Consider the following 24,685-nt stretch of genomic DNA (forward strand, 5'->3'; position numbering starts at 1 on the left):
GCGGCCTGCAGCCGAAAAAAAAAGGCCGGCACCTTGCAGTACCAGCCTTTGTTCCGACAGCGCGCGCAATGCACGCCATCTCTGCACGGCGATCAGCGCGCCGGGCGTGCGGGGCGCTTGCGCGCGTCGTGAGCGACAAACGGCTTGCCGCCGCCACCGCCTGCGGGCTTGGCAAACGCGGGCTTGCTGCGCGCACCGAAATCACCGCGGGGAGCGCCAGCATCGCCACGGGGTGCGAATCCACCGCGCCCGGCATCGCCAAAGCCGGACTTGCGGCCATAGCCGTCCGCATCGCGGCGGGGCGCATAGCCACGGTCGTCACCGCGGCCATCACGGCCCGCAAAGCCGCCGCCCTCTGCACGGCCAGGCGCATTGCGGTTGTCGCCACGACCGGCAAAGCCGCCACCAAATCCACCGCCGAAACCGCCGCCAAAGCCGCCACGGTCATGGCCACCGCGGGCGGGGCCACCGAACTTGCGGTCGCGGCTGTCGCGGTCATAGCCGCCCGAGCGGCCTCGGCCGCCGAAGTCGCCACCCCGTGGGGCCTGGGGCGCACGCTGGGTGGGCTCCATGCCGGGCACCACCTCGGCCTTGAACTGCTGGCGGCTGTACGACTCAATGTCGTAGATCTTGCGGCGGTCGCGGAACTCGGCAAAGGTGACGGCCAGGCCGTCGCGACCCGCACGGCCGGTGCGGCCGATGCGGTGGGTGTAGTCCTCAGCCTTCATGGGCAGGCCGAAGTTGAACACGTGCGTGATGGTGGGCACATCAATGCCACGTGCCGCCACGTCGGTCGCCACCAGAATCTGCACCTGACCATTGCGCAGCGCCATCAGGCGGCGGTTGCGCAGGCCCTGGCTCAGCGCACCGTGCAGGGCCACGGCCGAGAAACCGTCCTGCTGCAGGTCATTGGCCAAACCATCGCACTCCACCTGGGTGCTGGCGAACACGATGGCCTGGTTGATCGAGGTGTCGCGCAGCCAGTGGTCCAGCAGCTTGCGCTTGTGCTGGGCGTTGTCGGCCCAGTACAGCACCTGTTTGATGTTGGTGTGCTTCTCCTGCGGCGAAGCGATGGTCACCTTCTGCACCGACGAGCCGCCGTCGTGCATCACGCGCATGGCCAGTTGCTGGATGCGCGGCGCAAACGTGGCGCTGAACATCATGGTCTGCTTGCGCTGGCTGGTCAGCTGGTTGATCTCGGCCAGGTCGTCCGAGAAACCCAGGTCGAGCATGCGGTCGGCTTCGTCCACCACCAGGAACTGCACCTTGTCGAGCTTGATCTGCATGGAGCGCTGCAGGTCCAGCAGGCGGCCAGGCGTGGCCACCACCAGATCGGCGTTCTGCAGTTTGGCGATCTGCAGCTGGTAGGGCATGCCGCCCACCACGTTGGCCACGCGCAGGCCCCGGCAGTGCCGGACCAGGTCGATGGCGTCGTGGGCCACCTGCTGGGCCAGTTCACGCGTGGGGCACAGCACCAGGGCGCCGGGCGTGGCGGGCTTGAAGTTGCGAGGGTTGGTGGGGTCCTTGCGCTTGGCGCGCTTGGGCGCGGGTTCGCCGCGCTCGGCCGCCTCGGCCACGGCGCGGTCGAAGGCTGCGCGCTCTTCGGCTTCGGCAGCGGCCTGCTGCTGGATCAGCGTGTGCAGCACGGGCAGCAAAAACGCGGCCGTCTTGCCACTGCCGGTCTGGCTGGACACCATGAGGTCAACGAAACGGGCGGAATCATCGCCTCCGACCATGGCCAGTGGAATGGCCTTTTGCTGCACGCTGGTGGGCTGGGTGTAGCCCAGGTCGGCGACGGCACGCACCAGTTCAGGCGCCAGGCCCAGCTCGATGAAGCCATTGGGTTCAGCGGTGACGCCCGCATCGCCTTCGGCGGCGGCGGCCACGGCCGCGTCAAGGGGAGACGACTGCACGGAAATGTCGGCAGCCATGGAAGTATCTGCAGGCGCGAGCGCGCCCTGCACCAAAGAGGTGTCGGTCATGAATTTTTCTCTCGCGAAGACGGTCGCGGGCGCTGCCCGCGATAGGCTTCTTCAATGGTTAAAAAACATCAACCATCAAACGAAACCAGCGCTGGCTCTGGAAGGTCAGGCCGATGCGGGTGGGCTGTTGTCATTCGCCAGTTCTGCACTGCGTGAGGCGCAGTGGCTGGCAAGCCCGGTGTGTGAGGGGAGATGCACAAACTGCACAGGGATGTTCCCGTGCAGCCTGCGATTATGGCATGAATAGGGGTTTCCCCGCAATACCCCTGTCAGTCCATGGCGCCGCAGGGGCCATCGGACGGCTCGCGCCATCAAACCGACAGCAGGTGCTGCCGGTAGTGCGAAAGCTCGTCGATGGATTCGTGCACATCGGCCAGTGCCGTGTGCTTTTGCGCCTTCTTGAAGCTGCTGTACGCCTCGGGTTTCCAGCGCTTTGCCAGTTCCTTCAGCGTGCTGACGTCGAGGTTGCGGTAGTGGAAGAATTTTTCCAGCTTGGGCATGTAGCGCACCAGGAAGCGCCGGTCCTGGCCGATGCTGTTGCCACACATGGGCGCCGTGCCCTTGGGCACATACCGGGCCAGAAACTCGAGGATCTCGCGCTCGGCATCGGCCTCGGTGACGGTGGACGCTTTCACCTTGTCGATGAGGCCGCTGCGGCCATGGGTGCCCTTGTTCCAGGCGTCCATCTTGTCGAGCACTTCGTCGCTCTGGTGGATCGCAAACACGGGGCCTTCGATGCGGGGCTCAAGGCTCGGGCCGGTGACGATGACGGCAATCTCGATCAGGCGGTCGGTATCGGGTTCCAGGCCGGTCATTTCGCAGTCCAGCCAGACGAGGTTCTGGTCGGACTTGGCAAGCACGGGAGGGGTGGGATTCTGGGGGTCTGACATGGCGCGCATTGTCGCCGATGGCCTAAACTCGCCGCACATGCCTTTTCTTGACGACATTTCCCCTTCCATGCTCCTCACTGCGGTCTTTGCCGCCGCATTGACGCTGGGTCTGGCGCTCAGGCTCTGGCTGGCCACACGCCAGGTGCGGCATGTGGCGCGCCACAGCGCCGCCGTGCCCGCGCCCTTTGCCGAGCGCATACCGCTGTCCGCCCACCAGAAGGCTGCCAGCTACACCATCACGAAGACACGGCTGGGCATCGTGGAAGTGGCGCTGGGCAGTGCCGTGCTGCTGGGCTGGACCTTGCTGGGCGGGCTCGACGCATTGAACCGCAGCCTGCTGGAGACGATGGGCCCCGGCATGCTGCAACAGCTGGCGCTGCTGGTGGCGTTTGCAGCCATCGGCGGGCTGGTCGATCTGCCCTTGTCGCTCTACCAGACCTTTGTGGTGGAGGAGCGCTTTGGCTTCAACAAGATGACCTGGCGGCTTTGGCTGACGGATGCGCTCAAGGGCCTGGCCGTGGGCGCCGTCATCGGCCTGCCGATTGCCGCGCTGATCCTGTGGCTGATGGGCGCTGCGGGGCCGCTGTGGTGGCTGTGGGCCTGGGCCTTCTGGATGGGCTTCAACCTGCTGCTGATGGTGGTCTACCCCACGTTCATCGCTCCCTTGTTCAACAAGTTCCAGCCCTTGGAAGACGAGTCCCTCAAGGCCCGCGTCACGGCCTTGATGCAGCGTTGCGGCTTCTCGGCCAAGGGCCTCTTTGTGATGGATGGCAGCCGCCGCAGCGCCCACGCCAATGCCTACTTCACGGGCTTTGGCGCCGCCAAGCGCGTGGTGTTCTACGACACGCTGCTCAAGCAGCTGGCCCCCGGCGAAGTCGAGGCCGTGCTCGCCCACGAGCTGGGCCATTTCAAGCACCGCCACATCATCCAGCGCATGGTCACGCTGTTCGCCTTGAGCCTGGCAGGGTTCGCCTTGCTGGGCTGGCTCTCCAGCCAGGTGTGGTTCTACACCGGCCTTGGCGTGCGCCCCAATATCTCGCTCGACCCCGCCGTGGCAGCGGCGCCCAACGATGCCCTGGCGCTGCTGCTGTTCATGCTGGTGGTGCCGGTGTTCACGTTCTTCATCTCGCCGCTGTTCTCGCAGCAGTCGCGCCGCCACGAGTTCCAGGCCGATGCCTACGCGGTGGCCCAGTCCAGCGGCGCCGATCTGTCGTCGGCCCTGCTCAAGCTGTATGAAGACAATGCCTCCACGCTCACACCCGACCCGGTGTACGTGAAGTTCTATTACTCGCATCCGCCCGCCAGCGAACGCCTGGCGCGCATGCACAACGCACCCGCCCATCCATGACCACCTCCATGTTGAAGAAAAAAGACTGGTCAGCGCACACCCGTCGTGCACTGACAGCTACAGAAGTTGTAGCAAACCTTGCCAAGCTGGAAGACTGGAGCCTGAGCGGCGATGGTGCCGATGTGGCCATCGAGAAGACCTATCACTTCGCCAACTACTACGAGACCATTTCATTCGTGAACGCGCTGGCCTTCATCGCCAACGCGCAGGACCACCACCCCGATCTGTCGGTGCACTACAACCGCTGCGTGGTGCGGCTGAACACACATGACGTGAACGGCATCTCGACAACCGACTTCGAGTGCGCCAGCCAGTTCGACGCGCTGGTGGCGTGACGCCATGACCCCTCTCCTTCGCCATGGCTGAGCGCAGCGCCCTTGCCGAGGGCACGGTGGTGGCCAGCCACGGGCGCCACTGCATGGTGGAGACACCGGACGGCGCCCGCCGCATCTGCCACCCGCGCGGCAAGAAGAACCAGGCCGTGGTGGGCGACCGCGTGATGTGGCAGGCCCCGCCGCCCGGCCAGGGCGACGAGGGCACCATCGAGAAGGTGCTGGAGCGGCGCAACCTCTTTTACCGGCAGGACGAGATCCGCACCAAGTCGTTTGCGGCCAACCTGGACCAGGTGCTGATCCTGATCGCGGCGGAGCCCGTGTTTTCAGAGAGCCAGCTGTCGCGCGCACTCATCGCCGCAGAGGCCGAGGGCATCAAGCCGCTCATCGGGCTCAACAAGAGCGATCTGGTCGAGCCGTTTGCCCGCGCGTGGGAACGGCTGCTGCCCTACCGCCACATGGGAGCTGGCACGCACTATGGCGTGCTGCCGCTGTCGCTGGCCCTCTCCAGTGAGGTCGATCGCGCCCTGCTCATGCAGCACCTGGAAGGCAAGACCACGCTGGTGCTCGGCCCCTCGGGATCGGGCAAGAGCACGCTCATCAACCTGCTGGTGCCGGGGGCGGACGTGCAGACGGGCGAAATATCGCAGGCCCTGAGCTCGGGCAAGCACACCACCACCAGCACGCACTGGTACTGGATGGATGCCGCGCGCACCACGGCGCTCATCGATTCGCCGGGCTTCCAGGAATTCGGACTGCACCACATCGCGCCCATGCAGCTTGCGGCGTGCATGCCCGACATCGCCGAGCACGCCACCAACTGCAAGTTCTACAACTGCACCCACCTGCACGAGCCGGGCTGCGGGGTCATAGATGCGGTAAAAAATGGCTCCACCGCTGGTGGAATAAGCCCCAACCGCTACAAAATTTATAGTGAGCTCTTCGATGAGCTGAGCCACACGCGGTATTGAGACCGGCGCACCGGCACCGGGCATCCGCGTCGTCCCCCTCCTCCCGCTGCGCTACCCCAGCAAGCGCGCCAGCGTCAGCAACGCCAGCAACAGCATCCACACCACCACCGAGCGCCACACCAGGCCCACGACGCTGCGCAGGTGGCCGACCTCCGGCGCACGGCCCGGCGTGGAATCGCTGTCGGCCATGTCGGCATCCATCTCCAGGCCCTGCGGAGCGTGCAGGTCAGCGCGTGCCTTCAAGGCTTCGCCGCCCAGGCGCACATTGATGGCGCCTGCAGTGGCTGCCAGCACCACGCCGTCGTTGTCATTGGGAAACCGTTGCGCATGAAAGCGCCATCCTTCGATGGCCTCTTCAAAACTGCCCACCACGGCAAAACTCAACGCCGTGAGACGCGCCGGCAGCCAGTCGATCACCGTCCAGGCCAGCACGGAGGCACGCTGCAAGGATTCGCTGGCGGGTTGCGCGCCCGAGCGCCGCTTGTAGTGCCAATACCGGGCCACGAATTCGGCCAAGCGGTACAGCACCGCGCCGGTAGGCCCCAACCCCAGGGCCGCCAGCACCGAAAACCAGGCCAGCACACCGAACACGTGCCGGTGGGCGGCAATCACGGAATACTCGATCACGTGCCGCACGATTTCGCTGCGCGGCAGCACGCCCACGTCCACCTGCTGCCAGTGCGCGAGGCGCTCGCGCGCTGCGTCTTCGTTGCCCTCCTCCAGCGCATCACGGATGCCGGTGAAGTGGTGGCTGAACTGGCGAAAACCCAGCGTGATGTACAGCACCGCCACACTCCACAGCACCGCAAAGGGCCAGCCCAGGCCCCACAACAAGGCCCAGTGGATCGCCAGCGTGACCAGCGCCGGAACCAGCACCGCCAAGCTCCAGGCCACCCAGCCGTGGTGCGCCTTGCCCGCGTCGAAATTGCGGCTGACGGACAGTGCCCAGGCCCGCAGGCCGGCATGGATGGGATTGCTGCGGGCCAGGGGGCGGGCCTGCTCGATCAGCAGAGCGAACAGGATGGCGAAGAAACTCATGGAGGGCAATGATACTGGCGCTTGCGCCTGCCTTCACCGCCCGGAATGCGCCGGTGCAGGCAGGTTGTCAGGCCCGCATGAAACGGTAGAAATTGCGCAACATGCCCGCTGTGGCTCCCCAGATGAAGTGCGTCTTGGCGCCGCTCTGGTAGGGCATGGAAAACCACTCCCGGTGCACGCCGTCCCGGTCGTACACATGGCGGCGGTGGTTGGCCGGGTTCAGCAGAAAGGCCAGGGGCACTTCGAACAGGTCGGCCACTTCATACGGGTTGGGCTCCAGCACGCAGTCGGGCTGCACCAGAGCCACCACCGGGGTGATGATGAAGGACGAGCCGGTCACATAGGTCGGCAGCTGGCCCAGCACCTCGACGAACGACGGGCTCAGCCCCACCTCCTCCTGCGCCTCGCGCAGGGCTGTGGCGGCGGGGTTGGCATCCCCCGGGTCGGCCCGGCCACCCGGAAAGGCCACCTGCCCGGAATGGGTGGACAAATGGGCCGTGCGCTCGGTGAGCAGCACCATGGGCTGCTCGCGCAGCACGATGCCCAGCAGCACCGAGGCATGCGCCGGCGCGCGGTCCATGAATTTCTTTTCCAGCAGCACCTCGGGCTCCCACGCGGGCGGCGTCACAAACCGCGCACGCAGGGCGGCCGGTGTGAGCGCCTCGGCGGGAACGGGCGGCAGGTGGGCGTCCACCCCCACCACGGGCACGCGGCGCGGGTCGAAATCCGGCAGGCTCGACAAGGGAGCAATGACGGAGGAGACGGTGGAGCCGGGCGCGGAGGGGTTCACGGGGATGACGAAGCTGGCAGACGTGGCGATGTGCAAAAAAGCAAAAAGCCGCTACAGGCGCATGCTGTAGCGGCTTGCCGTCAGGGGCGGGCCCGCGCCTTATGCGGCGTTGGCAGCAGCCTTGTTGACGCGCGAAGGCAGCTTTTCCTTGATGCGGGCGGACTTGCCGCTGCGCTCACGCAGGTAGTACAGCTTGGCACGGCGCACATCGCCACGGCGCTTGACTTCGATGCTGGCGATCAGGGGGCTGTAGGTCTGGAACGTACGTTCCACGCCTTCGCCGCTGGAGATCTTGCGCACGGTGAAGCCGCTGTTCAGGCCGCGATTGCGCTTGGCAATCACCACGCCTTCGTAGGCCTGCACGCGCTTGCGGGTGCCTTCCACCACATTCACGCTCACGATGACGGTGTCACCAGGGGCGAATGCGGGGATGGTCTTGTTCAAGCGGGCGATTTCTTCCGCTTCCAGGGTCTGGATCAGGTTCATGTGAGTTTCCTAGTGATCGTGTCCGCGCCAAAAATGGCTGCGTCGGGATTGACGTCTCAGTGTCTCGGGGGGAGCATTCCCCGTCAAAACGGCCGGCCAGAGGATCGAAAAGCCTTTGATTATAGCAATTCAGCGCAGCTTGGCCAGCACGGCTTCATCCGCCGGTGCCAGCCGCCCTGCCTTGCGGGCGGCGTCGATCAAGTCAGGCCGGTGCCGGGCGGTGACCGCCAGGCGCTGGTCGCGCCTCCAGCGCTCGATCTGCGCATGGTGACCGGACAGCAGCGGCGCTGGTACGGACTGGCCCGCCCACTCCTCGGGGCGGGTGTAGTGCGGGCAGTCCAGCAGGCCGTCCAGTGCGGGGTTGAAACTGTCGAGCTGGTGGCTGCCCTCGTCGTTGAGCACGCCGGGCTGCAGCCGCGCCACGGAATCCAGCAGCGCCATGGCCGCAATCTCCCCGCCGGAGAGCACGAAATCGCCCAGGCTGATCTGCACATCGACGTGTGTGTCAATGAAACGCTGGTCGATGCCCTCGTAGCGCCCGCACAGCAACACGGCGCCGCTGCCCGCCGACCAGCGCTCGACGGCCGCATGGCACAGCACCTCGCCGATGGGCGAGAACAGCACCAGCGGCGCCTGCTGGCCGGCCGCCTCGGCCCGCTCCGCGCGGATGGCTGCGAGACACTGCTGCAGGGGCTCGGCCATCATCACCATGCCCGGCCCACCGCCAAAGGGACGGTCGTCCACGCGGCGGTAGTTGCCCTCGGCGTGGTCACGCGGGTTCCACAGCCGCACTTCGACCTGGCCGCTGGCATAGGCGCGCCGCGTCACGCCGCTGGCCAGAAACGGAGCGAACAGCTCAGGGAACAGCGTGATGACGTCAAAGCGCATGGTGCGGGGCGCGGCTTGCGGGCACAGCGGATACGGCAGCCGTGCTCAGTAGTCAGGCTGCCAGTCGGCGGTGATGCGTTTCTCCTGCAGATCCACCTTGTCGATGAATGCCGAGACAAACGGAATCATGCGCTCCTGGGCTTTGCCGTCCTGCTCATAGGCCAGCACCAGCACCGTCTGGGGGCCGGTGGACATCAGCTCGCGCACCTGCCCCAGCGCCACGCCCTCCCGGTTCACCACCGCCAGACCGATCAGGTCCACCCAGTAGTACTCGTCTTCCGACGTGGAGGGAAAGCTGGAGCGCGGCACGAAGATGCGCGCGCCGCGCAGCGCCTCGGCCGCATTGCGGTCGTCCACGCCCTGCGCCCAGGCCACCACGGTGTCGGAATGGTCCTTGGCCTGGCGAATGGGCAGCAGCACGGTGCCAACAAAGGTTTTGGCACCGCGCTCGGACGGCTGCAGGTACCAGCGCTTGGAGGAGAACAGCGCCTCGGGGTTGCTGCTGTGGGGCTGCACCTTGAACCAGCCCTTGACGCCCCAGGCGTCGGCAATGCGCCCCACTTCGACCGCGTCGGCGGGCAGCTCTGCAGGTTCCAGCGAGGGGGGGATGGTGGCCATGGTGCGGTGATTCCAGAATAGGAAAAGGGCGGGTTTCGCCAGGCAAGCCGACGAAACCCGCCCTTTTCAGGGGGCCTTAAGCAGCCTTCTTGGCGGCTTGCTTGATCAGGCGGTCCACGGTGGGCGAGGACTGGGCGCCCACGCTCTTCCAGTACGTCAGACGGTCTTGCACGATGCGCAGGCCTTCTTCGGATTCCTTGGCGGTGGGGTTGTAGAAGCCGATGCGCTCGATGAAGCGGCCGTCACGGCGCACGCGCTTGTCAGCAACGACGATGTTGAAAAAAGGACGGCCCTTGGAGCCGCCGCGGGAGAGTCGAATGACGACCATGATTTATCCTTCGGGTGGTCGCAGCAATTGCTGCAGATTTTCTTGCGGCGTTTGAGACACGCGACATGGCCACCCGGCCAGCGACACGCTGCAAAGCCCGCGATTATATCCCTATCCCCTGCAATGCTTACCATTCGCCCCAGCACCGACGCCGATATCCCCGCCATCACGGCCATTTACCAACACCACGTGCTGCACGGCACAGGCACCTTCGAGATCGATCCCCCGTCTGAAACCGACATGGCGGGCCGCCGCGCCGACGTGCTGGCACGCGGCCTGCCCTGGCTGGTGGCCGAGAAGGACGGCCAGGTGCTGGGTTTTGCCTATGCCAACTGGTTCAAGCCCCGCCCGGCCTATCGCTTTTCGGCCGAGGACTCGATCTATGTGGCCGACCAGGCACGCGGCATGGGCCTGGGCCGCAAGCTGCTGGCCGAGTTGGCCGTGCAGGCCGAGGCCGCGGGCGTGCGCAAGCTGCTGGCCGTGATCGGCGACTCGGCCAATGCCGGCTCCATCGGCGTGCACCGCGCGCTGGGGTTTGCTGACGTGGGCGTGATGCGCTCGGTGGGCTGGAAGTTTGGCGCCTGGCGCGACATCGTGCTGATGGAAAAGACGCTGGGCGCCGGCGACACCACCGCACCCGAATAAGCCTTTGACAACAACGCCCATGTCCCGCATAAAGAACAAGACCCTGGCAGCCTGGCTGGCCTTTGTGGGTGGCCCACTGGGGCTGCACCGCTTTTACCTGCATGGCTTTGGCGACCTGATCGGCTGGCTGCTGCCGCTGCCGACGGCGCTGGGCGTGTACGGCATACAGCGCGTGCAGCAGATGGGGCAGGACGACCATGTCAGCTGGATGCTGATCCCGCTGCTGGGCTTCACCATCGCCGGATGTGCGCTGCAGGCCATTCTGTTCGCGCTGAAGACGCCCGAGGCCTGGAACGCGCGCCACAACCCCGCCGCCGCGCCCGACGCCGCCCCGGGCCGCACCGGCTGGATCACCATCGCGGCCATTGTTGCGTCGTTGATGATCGGCACGGCCGTGCTCATGGCCAGCATTGCGTTCAGCTTTCAGCGCTACTTCGAGTACCAGATCGAGGAAGCACGCAAGATTTCGCAATGAAATTTGCCTTCAGCGCTTACTGGATAAGCGCTGACAGCTATAAATAGTATAGCAGTCAGCTTCCCGACGTCTTCTGTCAGCCGCTGGCTGCCAACGGCCAACCTCAGAAAATCTGCAGGCTGATCCAGTAGGCCACGGCCGCCACAAACGCACTCGCAGGAATCGTCAGGATCCACGCCCACACGATATTGCCCGCCACGCCCCAGCGCACGGCGCTGGCCCGCTGGGTGGAGCCCACGCCCACGATGGCGCCGGTGATGGTGTGGGTGGTGGACACGGGGATGCCCAATGCGGTGGCCAGGAACAGCGTGAGTGCGCCCCCGGTCTCGGCGCAGAAGCCACCCACGGGCTTGAGCTTGGTGATCTTTTGCCCCATGGTCTTCACGATGCGCCAGCCGCCGAACATGGTGCCCAGGCCGATGGCGGCATAGCATGACACGATGGTCCAGGTGGGTGGGGCCGCATCGGAGGCCGAGGTGTACCCGGTGGCGATCAGCAGCAGCCAGATGATGCCGATGGTCTTTTGCGCGTCATTGCCGCCATGGCCCAGGCTGTAGGCCCCGGCGGACACCAGCTGCAGGCGGCGGAACCATTTGTCGACCCGGCTCGGGCGCGTGCGCCGGAAGATGCGCGCCACCGCCACCATCATGATCGAGCCCAGCGTGAAGCCCAGCAGCGGCGAGACAAAGATGAACGCCACGGTCTTGAGGATGCCGGCCGAGATCAGCGCCCCGGCACCGGCCTTGGCGATCACCGCGCCCACGATGCCGCCGATGAGCGCGTGCGAGGAACTGCTGGGGATGCCGTAGTACCAGGTGATCACGTTCCAGGTGATGGCGCCCACCAGGGCGCCGAACACCACGTGCGTGTCCACGATGCCGGGCTGCACGATGCCCTTGCCCACCGTGGCCGCCACGCTCAGGTGAAAGACGAAGATGGCGATGAAATTGAAGAACGCGGCAAACAACACCGCCTGCGCCGGTTTGAGCACCCCGGTGGAGACCACCGTGGCAATCGAGTTGGCAGCGTCGTGAAACCCGTTCATGAAGTCGAACAGGATCGCGAGCGCCACGAGCATCACCACAACCCACAGGGCCGCTTGTACGGTTTCCATGCTGATCGGCCTGCCGGGTTCAGGAGTTTTCGAGGACGATGCCCTCGATGCAGTTGGCCACGTCCTCGCACTTGTCGGTAATGGTTTCGAGCAGCTCGTAGATGGCCTTGAGCTTGATCACCTCCCGCACGTCGGGCTCCTCACGGAAGAGCTTGCTCATCGCGCTGCGCATCACGCGGTCGGCGTCGGATTCGAGCTTGTCGATCTCTTCGCAGGTCTTGAGCGCCGCTTCGGCCACAGCAGGGTCGGCGATCTTGTCGAGCAGTTTCACCGCGTCGCGCAGGCGCTCGCAGCACTTGAGGCTCAGGTCGGTCAGGCGCGTGATCTCTTCCGTCATGTGCCGCACGTCATACAGCGCCATGGTTTCGGCAGAGTCCTGGATCAGGTCGGCCACGTCGTCCATGGTGTTGATCAGCGCGTGGATCTGCTCACGGTCGATGGGCGTGATGAAGGTCTTGTGGATGGACTTGTTCACCTCATGCGTCACGCGGTCGGCGGCACGCTCGGCGTTGTCCACATCCTGGTTGTACTTGTCGCGCAGGTGCGGGTCGTTGTAGTTGGCCACCAGTTGCGAAAAGGCCCGGGCCGCCTCCACGATGCGGTCTGCATGCTGGTTGAACATCTCGAAAAAATTGCCTTCGCGTGGCAACAGCTTGGCAAACAGCATGGGTGCTCCTGAGTGCGGGATCGGGTTCGAAATAAGACAACGTCATGACTGAGGCATGACATTTTGATGACGCAGGAGTTTAACCGTGCCCCTGCAGACGGCCCGTTCAGCGTGACCACAGGGACGGCCCCCCTGCCCTCGGGCGGCCAAAAAAGAAGGGCACCACCCGGAAGATGGCACCCTTCTTTTTTGCGGGGGAGCGCAGCACGTGCTGGTTGACCCAGGGCCCTGCGGCGCCGTCCTGAGGACTTACTCCCCCAGGTACGCTGCACGCACCTTGGGGTCGTTCAGCAGTTGCTGGCCCGGGCCGGTCATGGTGATCAGGCCGGATTCCATCACGTAGCCACGGTCGGCAATCGCGAGCGCACGGCTGGCGTTCTGCTCCACCAGCACGATGGTCACGCCCAGGGCGTACACGTCGCGCACCACTTCAAAGATCTTGTCCACCATGATGGGCGACAGGCCCATGGAGGGTTCGTCCAGCAGCAGCACCTTGGGCTGGCTCATCAGCGCGCGGCCCATGGCCAGCATCTGCTGCTCGCCACCCGACATGGTGCCGGCCAGTTGGTCCTTGCGCTCGCGCAGGCGCGGGAAGATGGTGAACATCTTCTCGATGTCGGCCAGGATGCCGGCCTTGTCCTTGCGGATGTAGGCGCCCATCTGCAGGTTTTCGGTGATGGTCATGCGCGCGAAAACGCCACGGCCTTCGGGCACCATGACCAGGCCCTCCTTGACCAGGTCCCAGGCGCCCTTGCCCTTGATGCTCTTGCCCAGGTACTCGATGTCGCCCTCGCCCATGGCCAGGGTGCCGGTGATGGCCTTCATGGTGGTGGTCTTGCCGGCGCCGTTGGAGCCGATCAGGGAGACCAGCTCGCCCTCGCGCACCTCGAAGTCCACACCCTTGACGGCCTGGATACCGCCGTAGGACACCTTCAGGCCCTTGACCTGCAGCAGTACCTTGTTCGATTTTTCGGCCATTCTCAATGTCCTCCGGTGCCCAGGTAGGCCTCAATCACTTTTTCGTTCTTCTGCACTTCGGCAGGGTTGCCCTCGGCAATCTGCTTGCCGTAGTCGAGCACCGTCACCCGGTCGCACAGGCCCATCACCAGCTTCACGTCGTGTTCGATCAGCAGGATGGTGCGGTTGTCGTTGCGGATACGGTCGATCAGCTCGCGCAGCTGCACCTTTTCGGTGGCGTTCATGCCGGCGGCGGGTTCGTCCAGCGCAATCAGCTGGGGGTCGGTGGCCAGGGCGCGGGCAATCTCCAGGCGGCGCTGGTCGCCGTAGCTCAGGGTGCGGGCCTTGTAGTCGGCAAACTTGCCGATGCCCACGTAATCGAGCAGCTCTTGCGCACGCTTGGCGATGGCGGCTTCTTCTTCCTTGAAGCTCTTGGTGCGGAACACGGCACCCATCAGACCCGACTTGGTGCGGATGTGGCGGCCCACCATCACGTTCTCCAGCGCCGTCATGTCGGAAAAGAGGCGGATGTTCTGGAACGTGCGTGCGATGCCGGCCTTGGCCACTTCGTGCACGGCCGTGGGCTCATAGGGCTTGCCGGCCAGCTCGAAGCTGCCGCTGTCCGGCGTATACAGGCCGGTGATCACGTTGAAGAACGTGGTCTTGCCTGCGCCATTGGGGCCGATCAGGCCATACACCTGACCACGCTGGATGGTGATGCCCACGTCCGACAGGGCCTGCAGCCCGCCGAAACGCTTGGAGATACCGGCGACCTTCAGCACCACTTCATTGGATTTCTCTGTCATTGCTAACTTTCAGTGGTGTTCTGCTTCAGGTCTTCTGCGTGAGGCTCTTGCCGTGGTCCGGCGAGGGCCACAGACCGCGCGGGCGCAGCAGCATGATGATGATCATGGCCAGCGCAATCAGCAGCTGGCGCAGGATCGCAGAGTCCAGGCGGCCGTCCGTCATGGCCTGCAGCGGGCCGGCCACGTAGCGCAGCACTTCGGGCAGGGCCGACAGCAGCACCGCGCCCAGAATCACGCCGGGGATGTGGCCGATGCCGCCCAGCACCACCATGGCGACGATCATGACCGACTCCATCAGGCTGAACGACTCTGGCGAGACGAAGCCTTGGAACGCGCCGAACATTGAGCCCGCCACGCCGCCGAACGAAGCGCCCATGCCGAAGGCCAGCAGCTTCATGTTGCGGGTGTTGATGCCCATGGCCTTGGCGGCGATTTCGTCTTCGCGGATGGCCATCCAGGCGCGGCCGATGCGCGAGTCCTGAAGGCGATAGCAGATGATGACGGACACCACCACCAGCACCAGGAAGAGGTAGTAATACAGCGTGACGGAGCTGATGTCGTAGCCGAACACTTCGAGACGCTTGCCCAGGTCGAGGCCGAAGATCTTGACCGAGTCGATCTGGCCCAGGCCCTTGGGGCCGTTGGTCAGGTTGACGGGGTGGTCGAGGTTGTTCAGGAAGATGCGGATGATTTCGCCGAAGCCCAGCGTCACGATGGCGAGGTAGTCGCCGCGCAACTTGAGCGTGGGCGCCCCGAGCAAGGCCCCGAAGAACGCCGCCAGCAGCGCCGCCACCGGTATCACCACCCAGAGCGAGGTGTGCAGCCCGTCCGGGAACATGGCGGCAAAGGCGGCGAAGTTGTCCGCCAGGTGGGGCGACGCCATCAAGGCGAACAGGTAGGCGCCCACGGCGTAGAAAGCCACGTAGCCCAGGTCCAGCAGGCCGGCATAGCCCACCACGATGTTCAGGCCCAGTGCCAGCAGCACATACAGCAGGGCCAGGTCGGCGATGCGCACCCAGGCGTTGCCGAAGGATTGCAGGATCAGCGGCAGCACCAGCAGCGCGATGGCGCCGATGATCCAGTTGGTTTTGGTGTTCTTCATGGTGTGAGGCTCCTCAGGCACGGTCTGCCACACGCTCACCCAGCAGGCCCGAGGGGCGCAGCGTGAGGATGATGATGAGCACGATGAACGCGAAGATGTCGGTGTAGTGGCTGCCCAGCAGGCCGCCCGTAAGGGTGCCGATGTAGCCCGAGCCGATGGCCTCGATCAGGCCCAGCAGGATGCCGCCGACCACCGCGCCCGCAAGGTTGCCGATGCCGCCGAACACAGCCGCCGTGAAGGCCTTGAGGCCGGGCAGGAAACCCATGGTGTGCTGGGCCGTGCCGTAGTTGGATGCATACATGATGCCGGCGACGGCGGCCAGCACGGCGCCGATGATGAAGGTGGCAGAGATCACCATGTCGGGCTTGACGCCCATCAGCGAGGCCACGCGGGGGTTCTCGGCGGTGGCGCGCATGGCGCGGCCCAGGTTGGTGTGGTTCACCAGGTACATCAGCGACGCCAGCGAGACGGCGGTGACGCCCAGGATCAGGATCTGGGTGGGGGTGATGTAGGCGCCGCCGATCTCGAACGGCGAGCTGGGCAGCATCGTGGGGTACGGCTTGTAGTTGGGCTTCCAGATGATCATGGCCAGCGTCTGCAGCAGGATGGACATGCCGATGGCGGTGATCAGGGGAGCCAGGCGCGGGCTGTTGCGCAGCGGCCGGTAGGCGATCTTCTCGATCGTGAAGTTGAGGGTGGCAGCGACCACGCACGCAATGATGGTGGCCAGCAGCAGGATGATCCAGCCCGGGGTGCCGGGCATGGCCGCCTGCATCATTCCGATACAGCTCCAGCTGGTGAGTGCACCGATCATCAGCACTTCGCCGTGGGCGAAATTGATCAGTTGAATGATGCCGTACACCATGGTGTAGCCCAAGGCTATCAAGGCGTACATGCTGCCGAGAACCAGACCGTTGATGATCTGCTGCAGCAAAATGTCCATAAGAGAAGTCCTTCGTTTGTGACGTACCCACCGCTTTGGCACCGGAATCGGTACAGCCTTGTGGGCCCGACTGCCATCTAGCAAAAAACCCGCCAGAAGTGCAGCTGTGCGGGTTTGTGGACGGGATTGTAGCGAGTAGTCACAAGTGGCCCTATTCAAGCCGGGCGGGGTTTTCCCTCGGGTTTTCGCCCCATCAGTGCGCAACGCTCCGCATAAGGAATTTTGATGCACGCAAGATTATTGATGTGCAAACTTATTAACAGCCCCATGCAAAATCAGCATGACGAACGCAATGCGGGGCTGCGATCCGATGGGCTCTCTGCCTTCGCAAGCACTGAATGAAAAAAGGCCACGGAGGTGCTAGCACCCCGTGGCCTGGATCGCGGGCACGCCCGCGATCAGACTCCAACCAGCAGTTCAGTTGTAGGTGTATGTCACGGTGTAGGGCACCGTCATCGCCACAGGAGAGGTGATGGTGAGGGTGGCCGACACATTGCCGGTGTTTCCGCTGAAGGAGCAGCTGTTGATGGTCAGCGTGCCAGACCCGCCGGGCACGGCCTGGGCCAGGCCAATGCCGGACGCGGGATCGGTGATCGCGCCGCAGAACTCCGCCTGCGTGGCTGGCTTGGGGACATTGGTGATGGTCACGGGAGGCGCAGCCACACCGGCTGCATTCACGTTCAACGTCAGGGTGTAGGTACCCCCGCTTCCACCGCCGCCGCCCGTGCCACCCGTTCCGCCGCCCGTGCCTCCGCCACCACCCGTGCCGCCGACGGTGATCGTGGTGTGCGCGTTGCTCAGCGCGATCCGGAAACCATCGGACAGGGTGAACGTGGTGTTGCTGGCTGCGCTGACCAGCGCCGTGTAGTCCATTCCCAGGTTGGCCAGGGCCTGCCACAAGGCCTCCAGCACGTCGTCGACCTTGTCCTTGGGCGCTGCGGTGAAGGCCACCGTGCGGGGGTCGAAGGTTTGCAAAGCCGCCAGGCCGAGTGCACTGCGCAGGCTGGTCAGCGCCCTGTCGGCCTGCGCAGCGGTAAGGCTTGCCACATCGGCAGGCCCGGCTGTTCCCCACCAAGCGGCCGGCTGCTTGCCCGTGGCATTGGCCACGATCAAATCGGTCAGCGGCGTGATGTTGGTGGTATCGAAGGTGAACGCCATCGAATGCAGTGCCTGCCCCGAAGCCAGCGTGCCCCCCGTCACGCGCACAACGCACGGCAGGGCCTGGCCGGTGGTGTCCACGCGCCAGGTGCCATTGGCAGCGGTGACAGCCTCCAGCACGGTCGTGCCGACGCTGCAGCGCACCTGCACCGTGCCCCCGGCAACCGGCGCGCCCGTTGCAGCCGTTCCGGACAGGCTTGTTGCAGCGGCGGCAGGCGGGTTATCAGACGCTCCGTCGCTCCCGCCCCCGCAGGCCGCCAGGGCCGCCGCTGCCACCACCACCATCGCCCGGCCCAGCGGGCCCCAAGCCATCTTCTTCAGAAATCCTTGCGTCATGGACAACCTCTCCTCGTGCATCGGTTAAAAAATGTAGCCGGGCAAATTGTTCAACCGTGCCCCCAGCACTGGCAATCCCGCGTTCACGGGGGTGGCCGTCCCGCTCGACCCCCTCTACAGTTGCCGTGCCGCCATGACCCGACCCAGCTCCACTCCCCGACCTCCTTCGCGCTGGCTTTTCGCCGCTTTGGCTTACGCCCTGGCCACTGCGGCCTGGACGGTGGCCCTTTCATTGCAGGCTCCGTGGCTGGGCCTGCGCCTGGCGCCCTCACCCCATGGGGTGCAGGTGCTGGCCAGCCAGGGGCCAGCGGCGGCCATCCCCGCAGGAGCCACCTTGCTGGCGCTGCGCCCGGGCACGCCCTCCTCCGCCGCGGCAACCGCCTCCGCAGAGGACATCCCCTTGCAGGCAGAAGACCTCATCGAGGAACCGGATGTGATGCCCACCTACGCGCAGATCGACGGTTTCTTCGCTCGGCAGTCGCAAATCCACCAGCTTCTGGCGCAACCCACGGTGCGCGTGCAATGGCAAGCCGATGGCAGCGCCCATGAAACCACCGTCACCCTCCAGGACCGCCCCATCAGCGCCCTGCCCCTGTTGCTCTGGTTTCAGATCGCCGTGTCGGTCACCGGCTGCCTCATTGCCTGCTGGGTCTGGGTGCTGCGCCCCCGTGACTGGGGCGCCTGCATGTTTGGCCTCACGGGTCTGCTGTTTCCCATCTTTGCCATGCCCGCTGCGGTGTACAGCGGGCGCGAACTGGCGGTCCCCGGCAATCTGTTCTTCGCACTCAACGCGCTCAACCATTGGGGATCGCTGATGTTTGGCGCCGCCTTCGGCGCCATTTTCATGGTCCATCCCCGCCCGCTGGTCCGGCCTGTCCACCTGCTGTGGCTGTTCGGGGCCTGCAACCTGTGGTGGCTGAGCGACGTGTTGCGCCTGGCGCCCAGTCCGGCGGTGGGTCTGCAGCTTGCCGTCGTCACCGAAATGCTGCTCGCGATGGGATTTGCCGCCGTGCAGTGGCGCAAGAGCCGGGGCGAGCCGCTCGCCCGGGCCTCGCTGCGCTGGTTTATCTTCTCGCTGATGGTGGGCAGCGGATTGTTCATTCTTCTCATCATCACCACCGCCATGCTGGGATGGCTGCCGCCTATGCCCCAGGGGTATGCGTTCGGCTTCTTCCTGATCATTTATGTGGGCATCGCGCTGGGCTTGCGCCGGTACCGGCTGTTCCAGCTGGACGAGTGGGCTTTCCGCATGCTGATGTGGTTGGGCGGCGCCTTGGCGGTGGTGGCCGTGGACGCGCTGCTGATCCTCGCGCTGGACTGGTCGTCCGGCCTGGCACTCGGCGCATCGCTCTGGGTCTGCGGCGTGCTCTACTTCCCGGCGCGCCAGTGGCTGTGGCAGCGGCTGGCCAACCGTCCAAGCACGCAGTTGCAGGAACTGATGCCGGACGTGGTGCGCATCGCGTTCCAGCCCTCGCACCAGGCGCAGAAAGAAGCCTGGCAGGCGTTGCTGCAACGCATCTTCGATCCGCTGCACCTGCAACCCCTGCCCGCGTACGCCCAGCCGCATGCGGAAGTCCACGAAGACGGCCTGGCGCTGCGCGTGCCCGCATGCGGCGCGGTCCCCGCCCACCGCCTGAGCTACCCAGCCCGGGGGCAGCGGCTGTTTTCAACTCAGGATGCAAGCTTTGTGGACGCTCTTTTGCATTTGCTGCACGAAGCGGAAAGCAGCCGCGACGCCCAAGAGCGTGGTGCGCGCGAAGAACGCCGACGCATCGCGCGGGACATGCACGACGACGTGGGCGCCCGGCTGCTGATGCTGATCCACCGCGCACCATCCCCCGAGCTGACCGAGCTGGCCCGCGCCGCCATGAACGACCTGCGCACGGCCCTCAACGTGATGGACACGCAAGCGATACCCTGGGCCGACGCGCTGGCCGACTGGCGCGCCGAAGCATCGGCACGCTGCGATGCCGCTGGCGTTGCCCTGCGCTGGAACGCGCCACAGGCGCCCGACGGCGAGCTGGCGTCGCGGCAAAAGTCCGTCATCGAACGGGCGCTGCGCGAGAGCATCACCAATGCGTTGAAACACGGCCAGCCGCACACGCTGGAGGTTGCCGTCACCATCGAGCAGGGCCAGCTGGAACTGCGCGTACGCAATGACGGGCCCGCCACGCATCCGGACCTGTGGGCCGAAGGGCGGGGCCTGCGCGGCATGCGCCATCGCCTCGAAGAGTTCGGTGCGCACCTGCACACGCGCACTGCCCCCGACGGCCGCACCGAAGTCGCGCTGAGCATGCCGCTCACGCAGGAATCCGCCCCCCCCATGCAAGTCAGAGAAACGCCATGAACCACATCCTGCTGGTGGACGACTTGTCGGATGCCTTGGCCATGCTGCAGGACGCCATCCATGCCGCCTTCGGCCCGGTGGCCTGCACGTCAGCGCGCAGCGTGCGCGAGGCGCTGCAGGTCATCGATACCGGCACACCGTTCAACCTGGCCCTGATCGACCTGGCCCTGGGCGATGGCAGCGGGCTGGAGCTGATTGCCCGCCTGGCACAACGCCAGCCCGATTGCGCGGTGGTAGTGGCGTCCATCCACGATGACGACGACCACCTGTTCCAGGCACTGCAGGCAGGCGCACAGGGCTATCTGCTCAAGGACCACCCCACCGGCTGGCTGGCCGAGCAGCTACGTGGCATCGCGCAGGGGCAGCCTCCGCTGTCCCCCGCCATTGCACGGCGCCTGCTGCGCCACTTCCAGGCACCGGCCTTGGTACACGCTCAGCCACCCGAACTTGCCGCACCGGCCGCCACCGACCTCAGCGGCCGCGAACGCGAGGTGCTGGGCCTGCTGGCGCAGGGCGTGCGCATTGCCGACATCGGCGTGGCGCTCGGCATTTCACGCCACACCGTGGGTGACCATGTGAAGAACATCTACCGCAAGCTCAACATCACCAGCCGTGCCGAAGCGGCTTTGCAGGCCCGGCAGCTCGGTTTGATCTGAGCACCTGACATCGTCCTGGCAATGGAGTGTCGGGCCCGGTTCGCAGCAGGCGGGCCCGGGCAGGCGCGGCCAGTCAGGCGCCGTCCGCGCCTTGCGCAACGCCCGGACTGCCCGCCCCCTCATCCAGCTGGCGCAGGTAGGCGAGCTTGTCTGCAATCTTGGCCTCCAGGCCGCGTGGCACGGGCTGGTACCAGCGAGGCGCCGCCATGCCGTCGGGCAGGTAGCTCTCGCCCGCCGCGTAACCATCGGGTTCGTCGTGCGCGTAGCGGTAGTTCTTGCCATAGTCCAGCTCTTTCATGAGCTGGGTGGGCGCGTTGCGCAGATGCATGGGCACAGGGCGCGTGGCATCCTGCTTGACCCAGGCCCGCGCCGCGTTGTAGGCCTTGTACACCGCGTTCGACTTGGGCGCCACGGCCAGGTACACCACGCATTCGGCCAGCGCCAGTTCGCCCTCGGGGCTGCCCAGGCGCTCGTAGACCTCGGCCGCGTCCAGCGCCAGGCGCAAAGCGCGCGGATCGGCCAGGCCGATGTCTTCACTGGCCATGCGCACCAGGCGGCGGGCCATGTAGCGCGGGTCGGCGCCGCCGTCCAGCATGCGCACCAGCCAGTACAGGGCCGCATCGGGGTCGGAGCCGCGCACCGACTTGTGCAGCGCGCTGATGGTGTCGTAGAACTGCTCGCCCCCCTTGTCATAGCGCCGCATGCGCTCGCCCAGCACCTTGAGCAGCCAGGCGTCGGTGATCTCGGCCAGCTGCTCCTGCGCGGCGGCCATGGCCAGGGTCTCCAGCGTATTGAGCAGGCGGCGCGCGTCCCCGTCCGCGTAGGCCACCAGGCGGTCCAACGCTATGCTTTCAATAGCTGGAAGCGCTTGTTCAGCCTGCGCCAACGCCACAATTTGCTTCAAATCCTGCTCGGACAGCGGCTGCAGGACGTACACCGCAGCGCGCGACAGCAGGGCGGAGTTGACTTCGAACGACGGGTTCTCGGTGGTGGCGCCGATGAAGGTGAACAGGCCGCTTTCGACATGCGGCAGGAAGGCGTCCTGCTGGCTCTTGTTGAAACGGTGCACCTCGTCGACAAACACGATGGTGCGCTGCTGCATGAGCCCGTCGCGCGCGGCCTGGGCCTGCTCCACCGCTTCGCGGATGTCCTTGACCCCGCCCAGCACGGCGCTGATGCTGATGAATTGCGCATCGAACGCGTCGGCCATCAGCCGCGCAATGGTGGTCTTGCCCACGCCGGGCGGCCCCCACAGGATGCAGCTGTGCGGCCGGCCCGATTCGAACGCGAGCCTGAGCGGCATGCCTGGCCCCAGCACATGCTGCTGGCCGATCACCTCGCCCAGAGTGCGCGGGCGCAGCCGCTCGGCCAAAGGCTGGTGGGCAGACGGGGGGTGCGCGGCGGTGCTCATGGCTCGATTCCATCACAAACCGGTTCGGCGCCCGGGGATGGACAAGCCCGCTCTGCCCAGCACATAATTAAACCAATCAGTCTAATTAAACACCGCCATGCCCACCACCCTGCCCCGCCGCCGCGGCCGCCCGCCCCGCAACCCGGCCGAGCCGCGCCAGGACACGCGGGCGCTGCTGGTGCGCACCGGCGTGGCGGTGCTGACGGAAAAGGGTTATTCCAGCGTGGGTATCGACGAGATCCTGCGGCTGGCCGAGGTGCCCAAGGGGTCGTTCTATCACTGCTTCGACAGCAAGGAAGCCTTCGGCCACGCGCTGATTGCCGCCTATGCCGACTATTTCGCCCGCAAGCTGGACCGCTGGCTGCTCGACGCGGCCACCCCGCCCCTGCAGCGGCTGCGCCACTTTGTGGCCGATGCGCGCCAGGGCATGCAGCGCCACCACTTTGCGCGCGGCTGCCTGGTGGGCAACCTGGGGCAGGAGATGGGGGCGCTGCCCGAGTCCTTCCGCACCCAGCTCGAAGCGGTGTTTGCCGACTGGCAGGGACGCACCGCCGCATGCCTGCGCGCCGCCCAGCAGGCGGGCGAGATCGGCGCCGGGCACGACTGCGCGGCGCTCGCGCTGTTTTTCTGGATCGGCTGGGAAGGCGCGGTGCTGCGCGCCAAGCTCCAGCGGTCCGCCGCGCCGCTCGACGTGTTCGCCGACGGCTTTTTTCAATGGATCCACCCCGCCTGAATCACAAGGAGAACCCATGTTCCGTGGCCTGCTCATCGACAAACAGGACGGCCAGCAAACCGCCGCCGTTCGCATGCTGGACGAGGCATCGCTGCCCGAAGGCGACGTCACCGTGCGCGTTGCCTGGTCCACCCTCAACTACAAGGACGCGCTGGCCATCACGGGCCGCTCGCCGGTGGTGCGCAAATTTCCGATGGTGCCGGGCATCGACTTCGCGGGCACGGTGGAATCGTCCACCGACCCGGCCTGGAAGCCGGGAGATGCCGTGGTGCTGAACGGCTGGGGCGTGGGCGAGGCGCATTGGGGCGGGCTGGCCGAACGGGCCCGCGTCCCCGGGCGCTTCCTGATCCCCCTGCAGGCACCCTTCACGCCGCGCCAGGCCATGGGCATCGGCACGGCGGGCTACACCGCCGCGCTGTGCGTGCTGGCGCTGGAGCGCCATGGCGTCACGCCGGACAAAGGCCCGGTGGTGGTGACTGGCGCGGCGGGCGGCGTGGGCAGCGTGGCGGTGGCGATGCTGGCCCGGCTGGGCTACGAGGTCGCAGCCGTCACGGGCCGGGTGCAGGAATCGGACTTTCTCACCCGCCTGGGCGCGCGCCACATCATCGACCGCGCCGACATCGCCCAGCCCGGCAAGCCGCTGGAGAAGGAGCGCTGGGCCGGCGCGGTGGACGTGGCGGGCGGGCAGGTGCTGGCCAATGTGTGCGCCGCCATGCGCTACCGCGGCGTGGTGACGGCCTGCGGGCTGGCGGCGGGCATGGGCTTTCCGGCCACGGTGGCGCCTTTCATCTTGCGCGGCGTGACGCTGGCGGGCATCGACAGCGTGATGGCGCCCACCGCCGACCGGCTGGCCGCCTGGAGCCGCCTGGCCACCGATCTGGACACCGCGCTGCTGGAGCAGCTGATGCACGACATCGCGCTGGACGACGCCATCGCCGTCGCGCCCGACCTGCTCGCAGGGCAGGTGCGCGGGCGCGTGGTGGTGCGTGTCGGTGCCGACACGCCTTGAATTTGCACATCAACCGAACCGGAGAACCCCATGACAGCAACCCCGCGCATCAGCCGTTTCCCCGTGCCCGAGATCCAGGACCTGCCCGAAGACATCCGCGCCCGCGTGCTCGCGGTGCAGGAGAAATCCGGCTTCGTGCCCAACGTGTTCCTGGCGCTGGCGCACCGGCCGGATGAGTTTCGCGCCTTCTTCGCCTACCACGACGCACTGATGGAAAAGCCCGGCAACCTGACCAAGGCCGAGCGCGAGATGATCGTGGTGGCCACCAGCAACGCCAACCAGTGCCAGTACTGCGTGGTGGCGCACGGCGCCATCCTGCGCATCCGCGCCAAGAACCCGCTCGTCGCCGACCAGGTGGCGGTGAACTACCGCAAGGCCGACATCACCCCGCGCCAGAAGGCCATGCTGGACTTCGCCATGAAGGTCTCGGCGGCGGCCTACGCGGTGGGCGACGACGACTTCGACACGCTGCGCCAGCACGGCTTTGACGACGAAGACGCCTGGGACATCGCTGGCATCGCTGCGTTCTTCGGCTTGTCGAACCGCATGGCCAACGTCACCAACATGCGGGCCAACGCCGAGTTCTATGCCATGGGGCGATAGCGCTGGCACCGGGCGCGTAGGCGGTGCAGGGAGTGCCCGCCCCCAACGCCGT

At 66.0% G+C, this 24,685-nt stretch carries 27 protein-coding genes; 11 read left to right on the plus strand and 16 right to left on the minus strand.

What is annotated here, in order from left to right; translation table 11 throughout:
• Positions 1-92 precede the first annotated feature (92 nt).
• Positions 93-1,982: a DEAD/DEAH box helicase gene (locus ACOQFS_RS15920; protein ID WP_421563802.1), complete on the minus strand. Its 1,890-nt coding sequence runs from the start codon at positions 1,980-1,982 to the stop codon at positions 93-95.
• Here ACOQFS_RS15920 and ACOQFS_RS15925 point away from each other — a divergent pair.
• Complete coding sequence (locus ACOQFS_RS15925; RefSeq protein WP_421563803.1) at positions 1,981-2,229, plus strand: hypothetical protein; 249 nt, start codon at positions 1,981-1,983, stop codon at positions 2,227-2,229. The two genes, ACOQFS_RS15920 and ACOQFS_RS15925, sit on opposite strands and share 2 nt — an antisense overlap.
• Before the next feature lie 64 nt (positions 2,230-2,293).
• Here the strand turns inward: ACOQFS_RS15925 and orn are convergent, their stop codons facing one another.
• Positions 2,294-2,872 carry an oligoribonuclease gene (orn, locus tag ACOQFS_RS15930; protein ID WP_421563804.1) on the minus strand — a complete coding sequence of 193 codons (579 nt, stop codon included), beginning with the start codon at positions 2,870-2,872 and terminating at the stop codon, positions 2,294-2,296.
• Here orn and ACOQFS_RS15935 point away from each other — a divergent pair.
• From ACOQFS_RS15935 to rsgA, 3 genes are read left to right on the plus strand one after another with little or no spacing between them, the layout of a single operon-like run.
• On the plus strand, positions 2,871-4,220 hold the full coding sequence (locus ACOQFS_RS15935) for a M48 family metallopeptidase (protein ID WP_421563805.1): 1,350 nt from the start codon (positions 2,871-2,873) through the stop codon (positions 4,218-4,220). The two genes, orn and ACOQFS_RS15935, sit on opposite strands and share 2 nt — an antisense overlap.
• Positions 4,217-4,555 (plus strand): 4a-hydroxytetrahydrobiopterin dehydratase, encoded by a 339-nt coding sequence (locus ACOQFS_RS15940; RefSeq protein WP_421563806.1) that lies wholly within the window; start codon positions 4,217-4,219, stop codon positions 4,553-4,555. Before ACOQFS_RS15935 ends, ACOQFS_RS15940 begins: the two co-directional genes overlap by 4 nt.
• A 23-nt stretch (positions 4,556-4,578) precedes the next feature.
• Positions 4,579-5,523 (plus strand): ribosome small subunit-dependent GTPase A, encoded by a 945-nt coding sequence (gene rsgA / locus ACOQFS_RS15945; RefSeq protein WP_421563807.1) that lies wholly within the window; start codon positions 4,579-4,581, stop codon positions 5,521-5,523.
• Between the two features lie 51 nt (positions 5,524-5,574).
• Here the strand turns inward: rsgA and ACOQFS_RS15950 are convergent, their stop codons facing one another.
• The 6 genes from ACOQFS_RS15950 to rpsP all read right to left on the minus strand — a co-directional run bounded on the left by ACOQFS_RS15950 (position 5,575) and on the right by rpsP (position 9,671).
• Positions 5,575-6,561 (minus strand): CobD/CbiB family protein, encoded by a 987-nt coding sequence (locus tag ACOQFS_RS15950; protein ID WP_421563808.1) that lies wholly within the window; start codon positions 6,559-6,561, stop codon positions 5,575-5,577.
• Between the two features lie 67 nt (positions 6,562-6,628).
• Positions 6,629-7,351, minus strand: coding sequence for a CoA pyrophosphatase (locus ACOQFS_RS15955; RefSeq protein WP_421563809.1), 723 nt, complete (start codon positions 7,349-7,351; stop codon positions 6,629-6,631).
• A gap of 99 nt (positions 7,352-7,450) precedes the next feature.
• On the minus strand, positions 7,451-7,837 hold the full coding sequence (rplS, locus tag ACOQFS_RS15960; RefSeq protein WP_421563810.1) for a 50S ribosomal protein L19: 387 nt from the start codon (positions 7,835-7,837) through the stop codon (positions 7,451-7,453).
• Between the two features lie 129 nt (positions 7,838-7,966).
• Entirely contained in the window at positions 7,967-8,725 is a 759-nt protein-coding gene (trmD, locus tag ACOQFS_RS15965; RefSeq protein ID WP_421563811.1) for a tRNA (guanosine(37)-N1)-methyltransferase TrmD, read from the minus strand.
• 45 nt (positions 8,726-8,770) lie between these two features.
• A complete protein-coding gene (gene rimM / locus ACOQFS_RS15970) occupies positions 8,771-9,343 on the minus strand; it encodes a ribosome maturation factor RimM (protein WP_421563812.1) in 573 nt (190 codons plus the stop codon).
• 76 nt (positions 9,344-9,419) lie between these two features.
• Positions 9,420-9,671: a 30S ribosomal protein S16 gene (gene rpsP, locus ACOQFS_RS15975; RefSeq protein ID WP_008904984.1), complete on the minus strand. Its 252-nt coding sequence runs from the start codon at positions 9,669-9,671 to the stop codon at positions 9,420-9,422.
• A 123-nt stretch (positions 9,672-9,794) separates the two neighbouring features.
• Here rpsP and ACOQFS_RS15980 point away from each other — a divergent pair, with 123 nt between their 5' ends.
• Positions 9,795-10,316 (plus strand): GNAT family N-acetyltransferase, encoded by a 522-nt coding sequence (locus ACOQFS_RS15980; RefSeq protein WP_421563813.1) that lies wholly within the window; start codon positions 9,795-9,797, stop codon positions 10,314-10,316.
• Positions 10,317-10,344: 28 nt separating this feature from the next.
• Complete coding sequence (locus tag ACOQFS_RS15985) at positions 10,345-10,791, plus strand: hypothetical protein (RefSeq protein ID WP_421563854.1); 447 nt, start codon at positions 10,345-10,347, stop codon at positions 10,789-10,791.
• 103 nt (positions 10,792-10,894) lie between these two features.
• Here the strand turns inward: ACOQFS_RS15985 and ACOQFS_RS15990 are convergent, their stop codons facing one another.
• The 7 genes from ACOQFS_RS15990 to ACOQFS_RS16020 all read right to left on the minus strand — a co-directional run bounded on the left by ACOQFS_RS15990 (position 10,895) and on the right by ACOQFS_RS16020 (position 17,874).
• Positions 10,895-11,905: an inorganic phosphate transporter gene (locus tag ACOQFS_RS15990; RefSeq protein WP_421563814.1), complete on the minus strand. Its 1,011-nt coding sequence runs from the start codon at positions 11,903-11,905 to the stop codon at positions 10,895-10,897.
• A 19-nt stretch (positions 11,906-11,924) separates the two neighbouring features.
• Positions 11,925-12,572 carry a DUF47 domain-containing protein gene (locus ACOQFS_RS15995; protein WP_421563815.1) on the minus strand — a complete coding sequence of 216 codons (648 nt, stop codon included), beginning with the start codon at positions 12,570-12,572 and terminating at the stop codon, positions 11,925-11,927.
• A gap of 249 nt (positions 12,573-12,821) precedes the next feature.
• Positions 12,822-13,550 (minus strand): ABC transporter ATP-binding protein, encoded by a 729-nt coding sequence (locus ACOQFS_RS16000; protein ID WP_421563816.1) that lies wholly within the window; start codon positions 13,548-13,550, stop codon positions 12,822-12,824.
• A 2-nt stretch (positions 13,551-13,552) separates the two neighbouring features.
• Positions 13,553-14,335, minus strand: coding sequence for an ABC transporter ATP-binding protein (locus tag ACOQFS_RS16005; RefSeq protein WP_421563817.1), 783 nt, complete (start codon positions 14,333-14,335; stop codon positions 13,553-13,555).
• Positions 14,336-14,360: 25 nt separating this feature from the next.
• A complete protein-coding gene (locus tag ACOQFS_RS16010) occupies positions 14,361-15,437 on the minus strand; it encodes an ABC transporter permease subunit (protein ID WP_421563818.1) in 1,077 nt (358 codons plus the stop codon).
• A gap of 13 nt (positions 15,438-15,450) precedes the next feature.
• Entirely contained in the window at positions 15,451-16,380 is a 930-nt protein-coding gene (locus ACOQFS_RS16015) for a branched-chain amino acid ABC transporter permease (protein WP_421563819.1), read from the minus strand.
• Between the two features lie 417 nt (positions 16,381-16,797).
• Positions 16,798-17,874: a hypothetical protein gene (locus tag ACOQFS_RS16020; RefSeq protein WP_421563820.1), complete on the minus strand. Its 1,077-nt coding sequence runs from the start codon at positions 17,872-17,874 to the stop codon at positions 16,798-16,800.
• A 133-nt stretch (positions 17,875-18,007) separates the two neighbouring features.
• On the opposite strand from ACOQFS_RS16020, the gene ACOQFS_RS16025 reads away from it, so the two are divergent.
• The gene (locus ACOQFS_RS16025) at positions 18,008-20,221 is read left to right on the plus strand and encodes an ATP-binding protein (protein WP_421563821.1); all 2,214 of its coding nucleotides are present in this window, start codon (positions 18,008-18,010) and stop codon (positions 20,219-20,221) included.
• Positions 20,218-20,877, plus strand: coding sequence for a response regulator (locus ACOQFS_RS16030; protein ID WP_421563822.1), 660 nt, complete (start codon positions 20,218-20,220; stop codon positions 20,875-20,877). Before ACOQFS_RS16025 ends, ACOQFS_RS16030 begins: the two co-directional genes overlap by 4 nt.
• A 73-nt stretch (positions 20,878-20,950) precedes the next feature.
• Here ACOQFS_RS16030 and ACOQFS_RS16035 read toward each other — a convergent pair whose 3' ends face one another.
• Positions 20,951-22,288, minus strand: a complete 1,338-nt coding sequence (locus tag ACOQFS_RS16035; RefSeq protein WP_421563823.1) for a replication-associated recombination protein A — start codon at positions 22,286-22,288, stop codon at positions 20,951-20,953.
• 97 nt (positions 22,289-22,385) lie between these two features.
• On the opposite strand from ACOQFS_RS16035, the gene ACOQFS_RS16040 reads away from it, so the two are divergent.
• The 3 genes from ACOQFS_RS16040 to ACOQFS_RS16050 are packed head-to-tail and all read left to right on the plus strand — an operon-like array spanning position 22,386 to position 24,633.
• A complete protein-coding gene (locus ACOQFS_RS16040) occupies positions 22,386-23,021 on the plus strand; it encodes a TetR/AcrR family transcriptional regulator (protein ID WP_421563824.1) in 636 nt (211 codons plus the stop codon).
• Positions 23,022-23,037: 16 nt separating this feature from the next.
• Positions 23,038-24,030, plus strand: coding sequence for an MDR family oxidoreductase (locus ACOQFS_RS16045; protein WP_421563825.1), 993 nt, complete (start codon positions 23,038-23,040; stop codon positions 24,028-24,030).
• A gap of 30 nt (positions 24,031-24,060) precedes the next feature.
• Positions 24,061-24,633, plus strand: coding sequence for a peroxidase-related enzyme (locus ACOQFS_RS16050; RefSeq protein WP_421563826.1), 573 nt, complete (start codon positions 24,061-24,063; stop codon positions 24,631-24,633).
• The last annotated feature ends 52 nt before the right edge of the window (positions 24,634-24,685 follow it).

The organism is Paracidovorax sp. MALMAid1276, assembly GCF_049198005.1.
GTDB lineage: Bacteria > Pseudomonadota > Gammaproteobacteria > Burkholderiales > Burkholderiaceae_C > Acidovorax.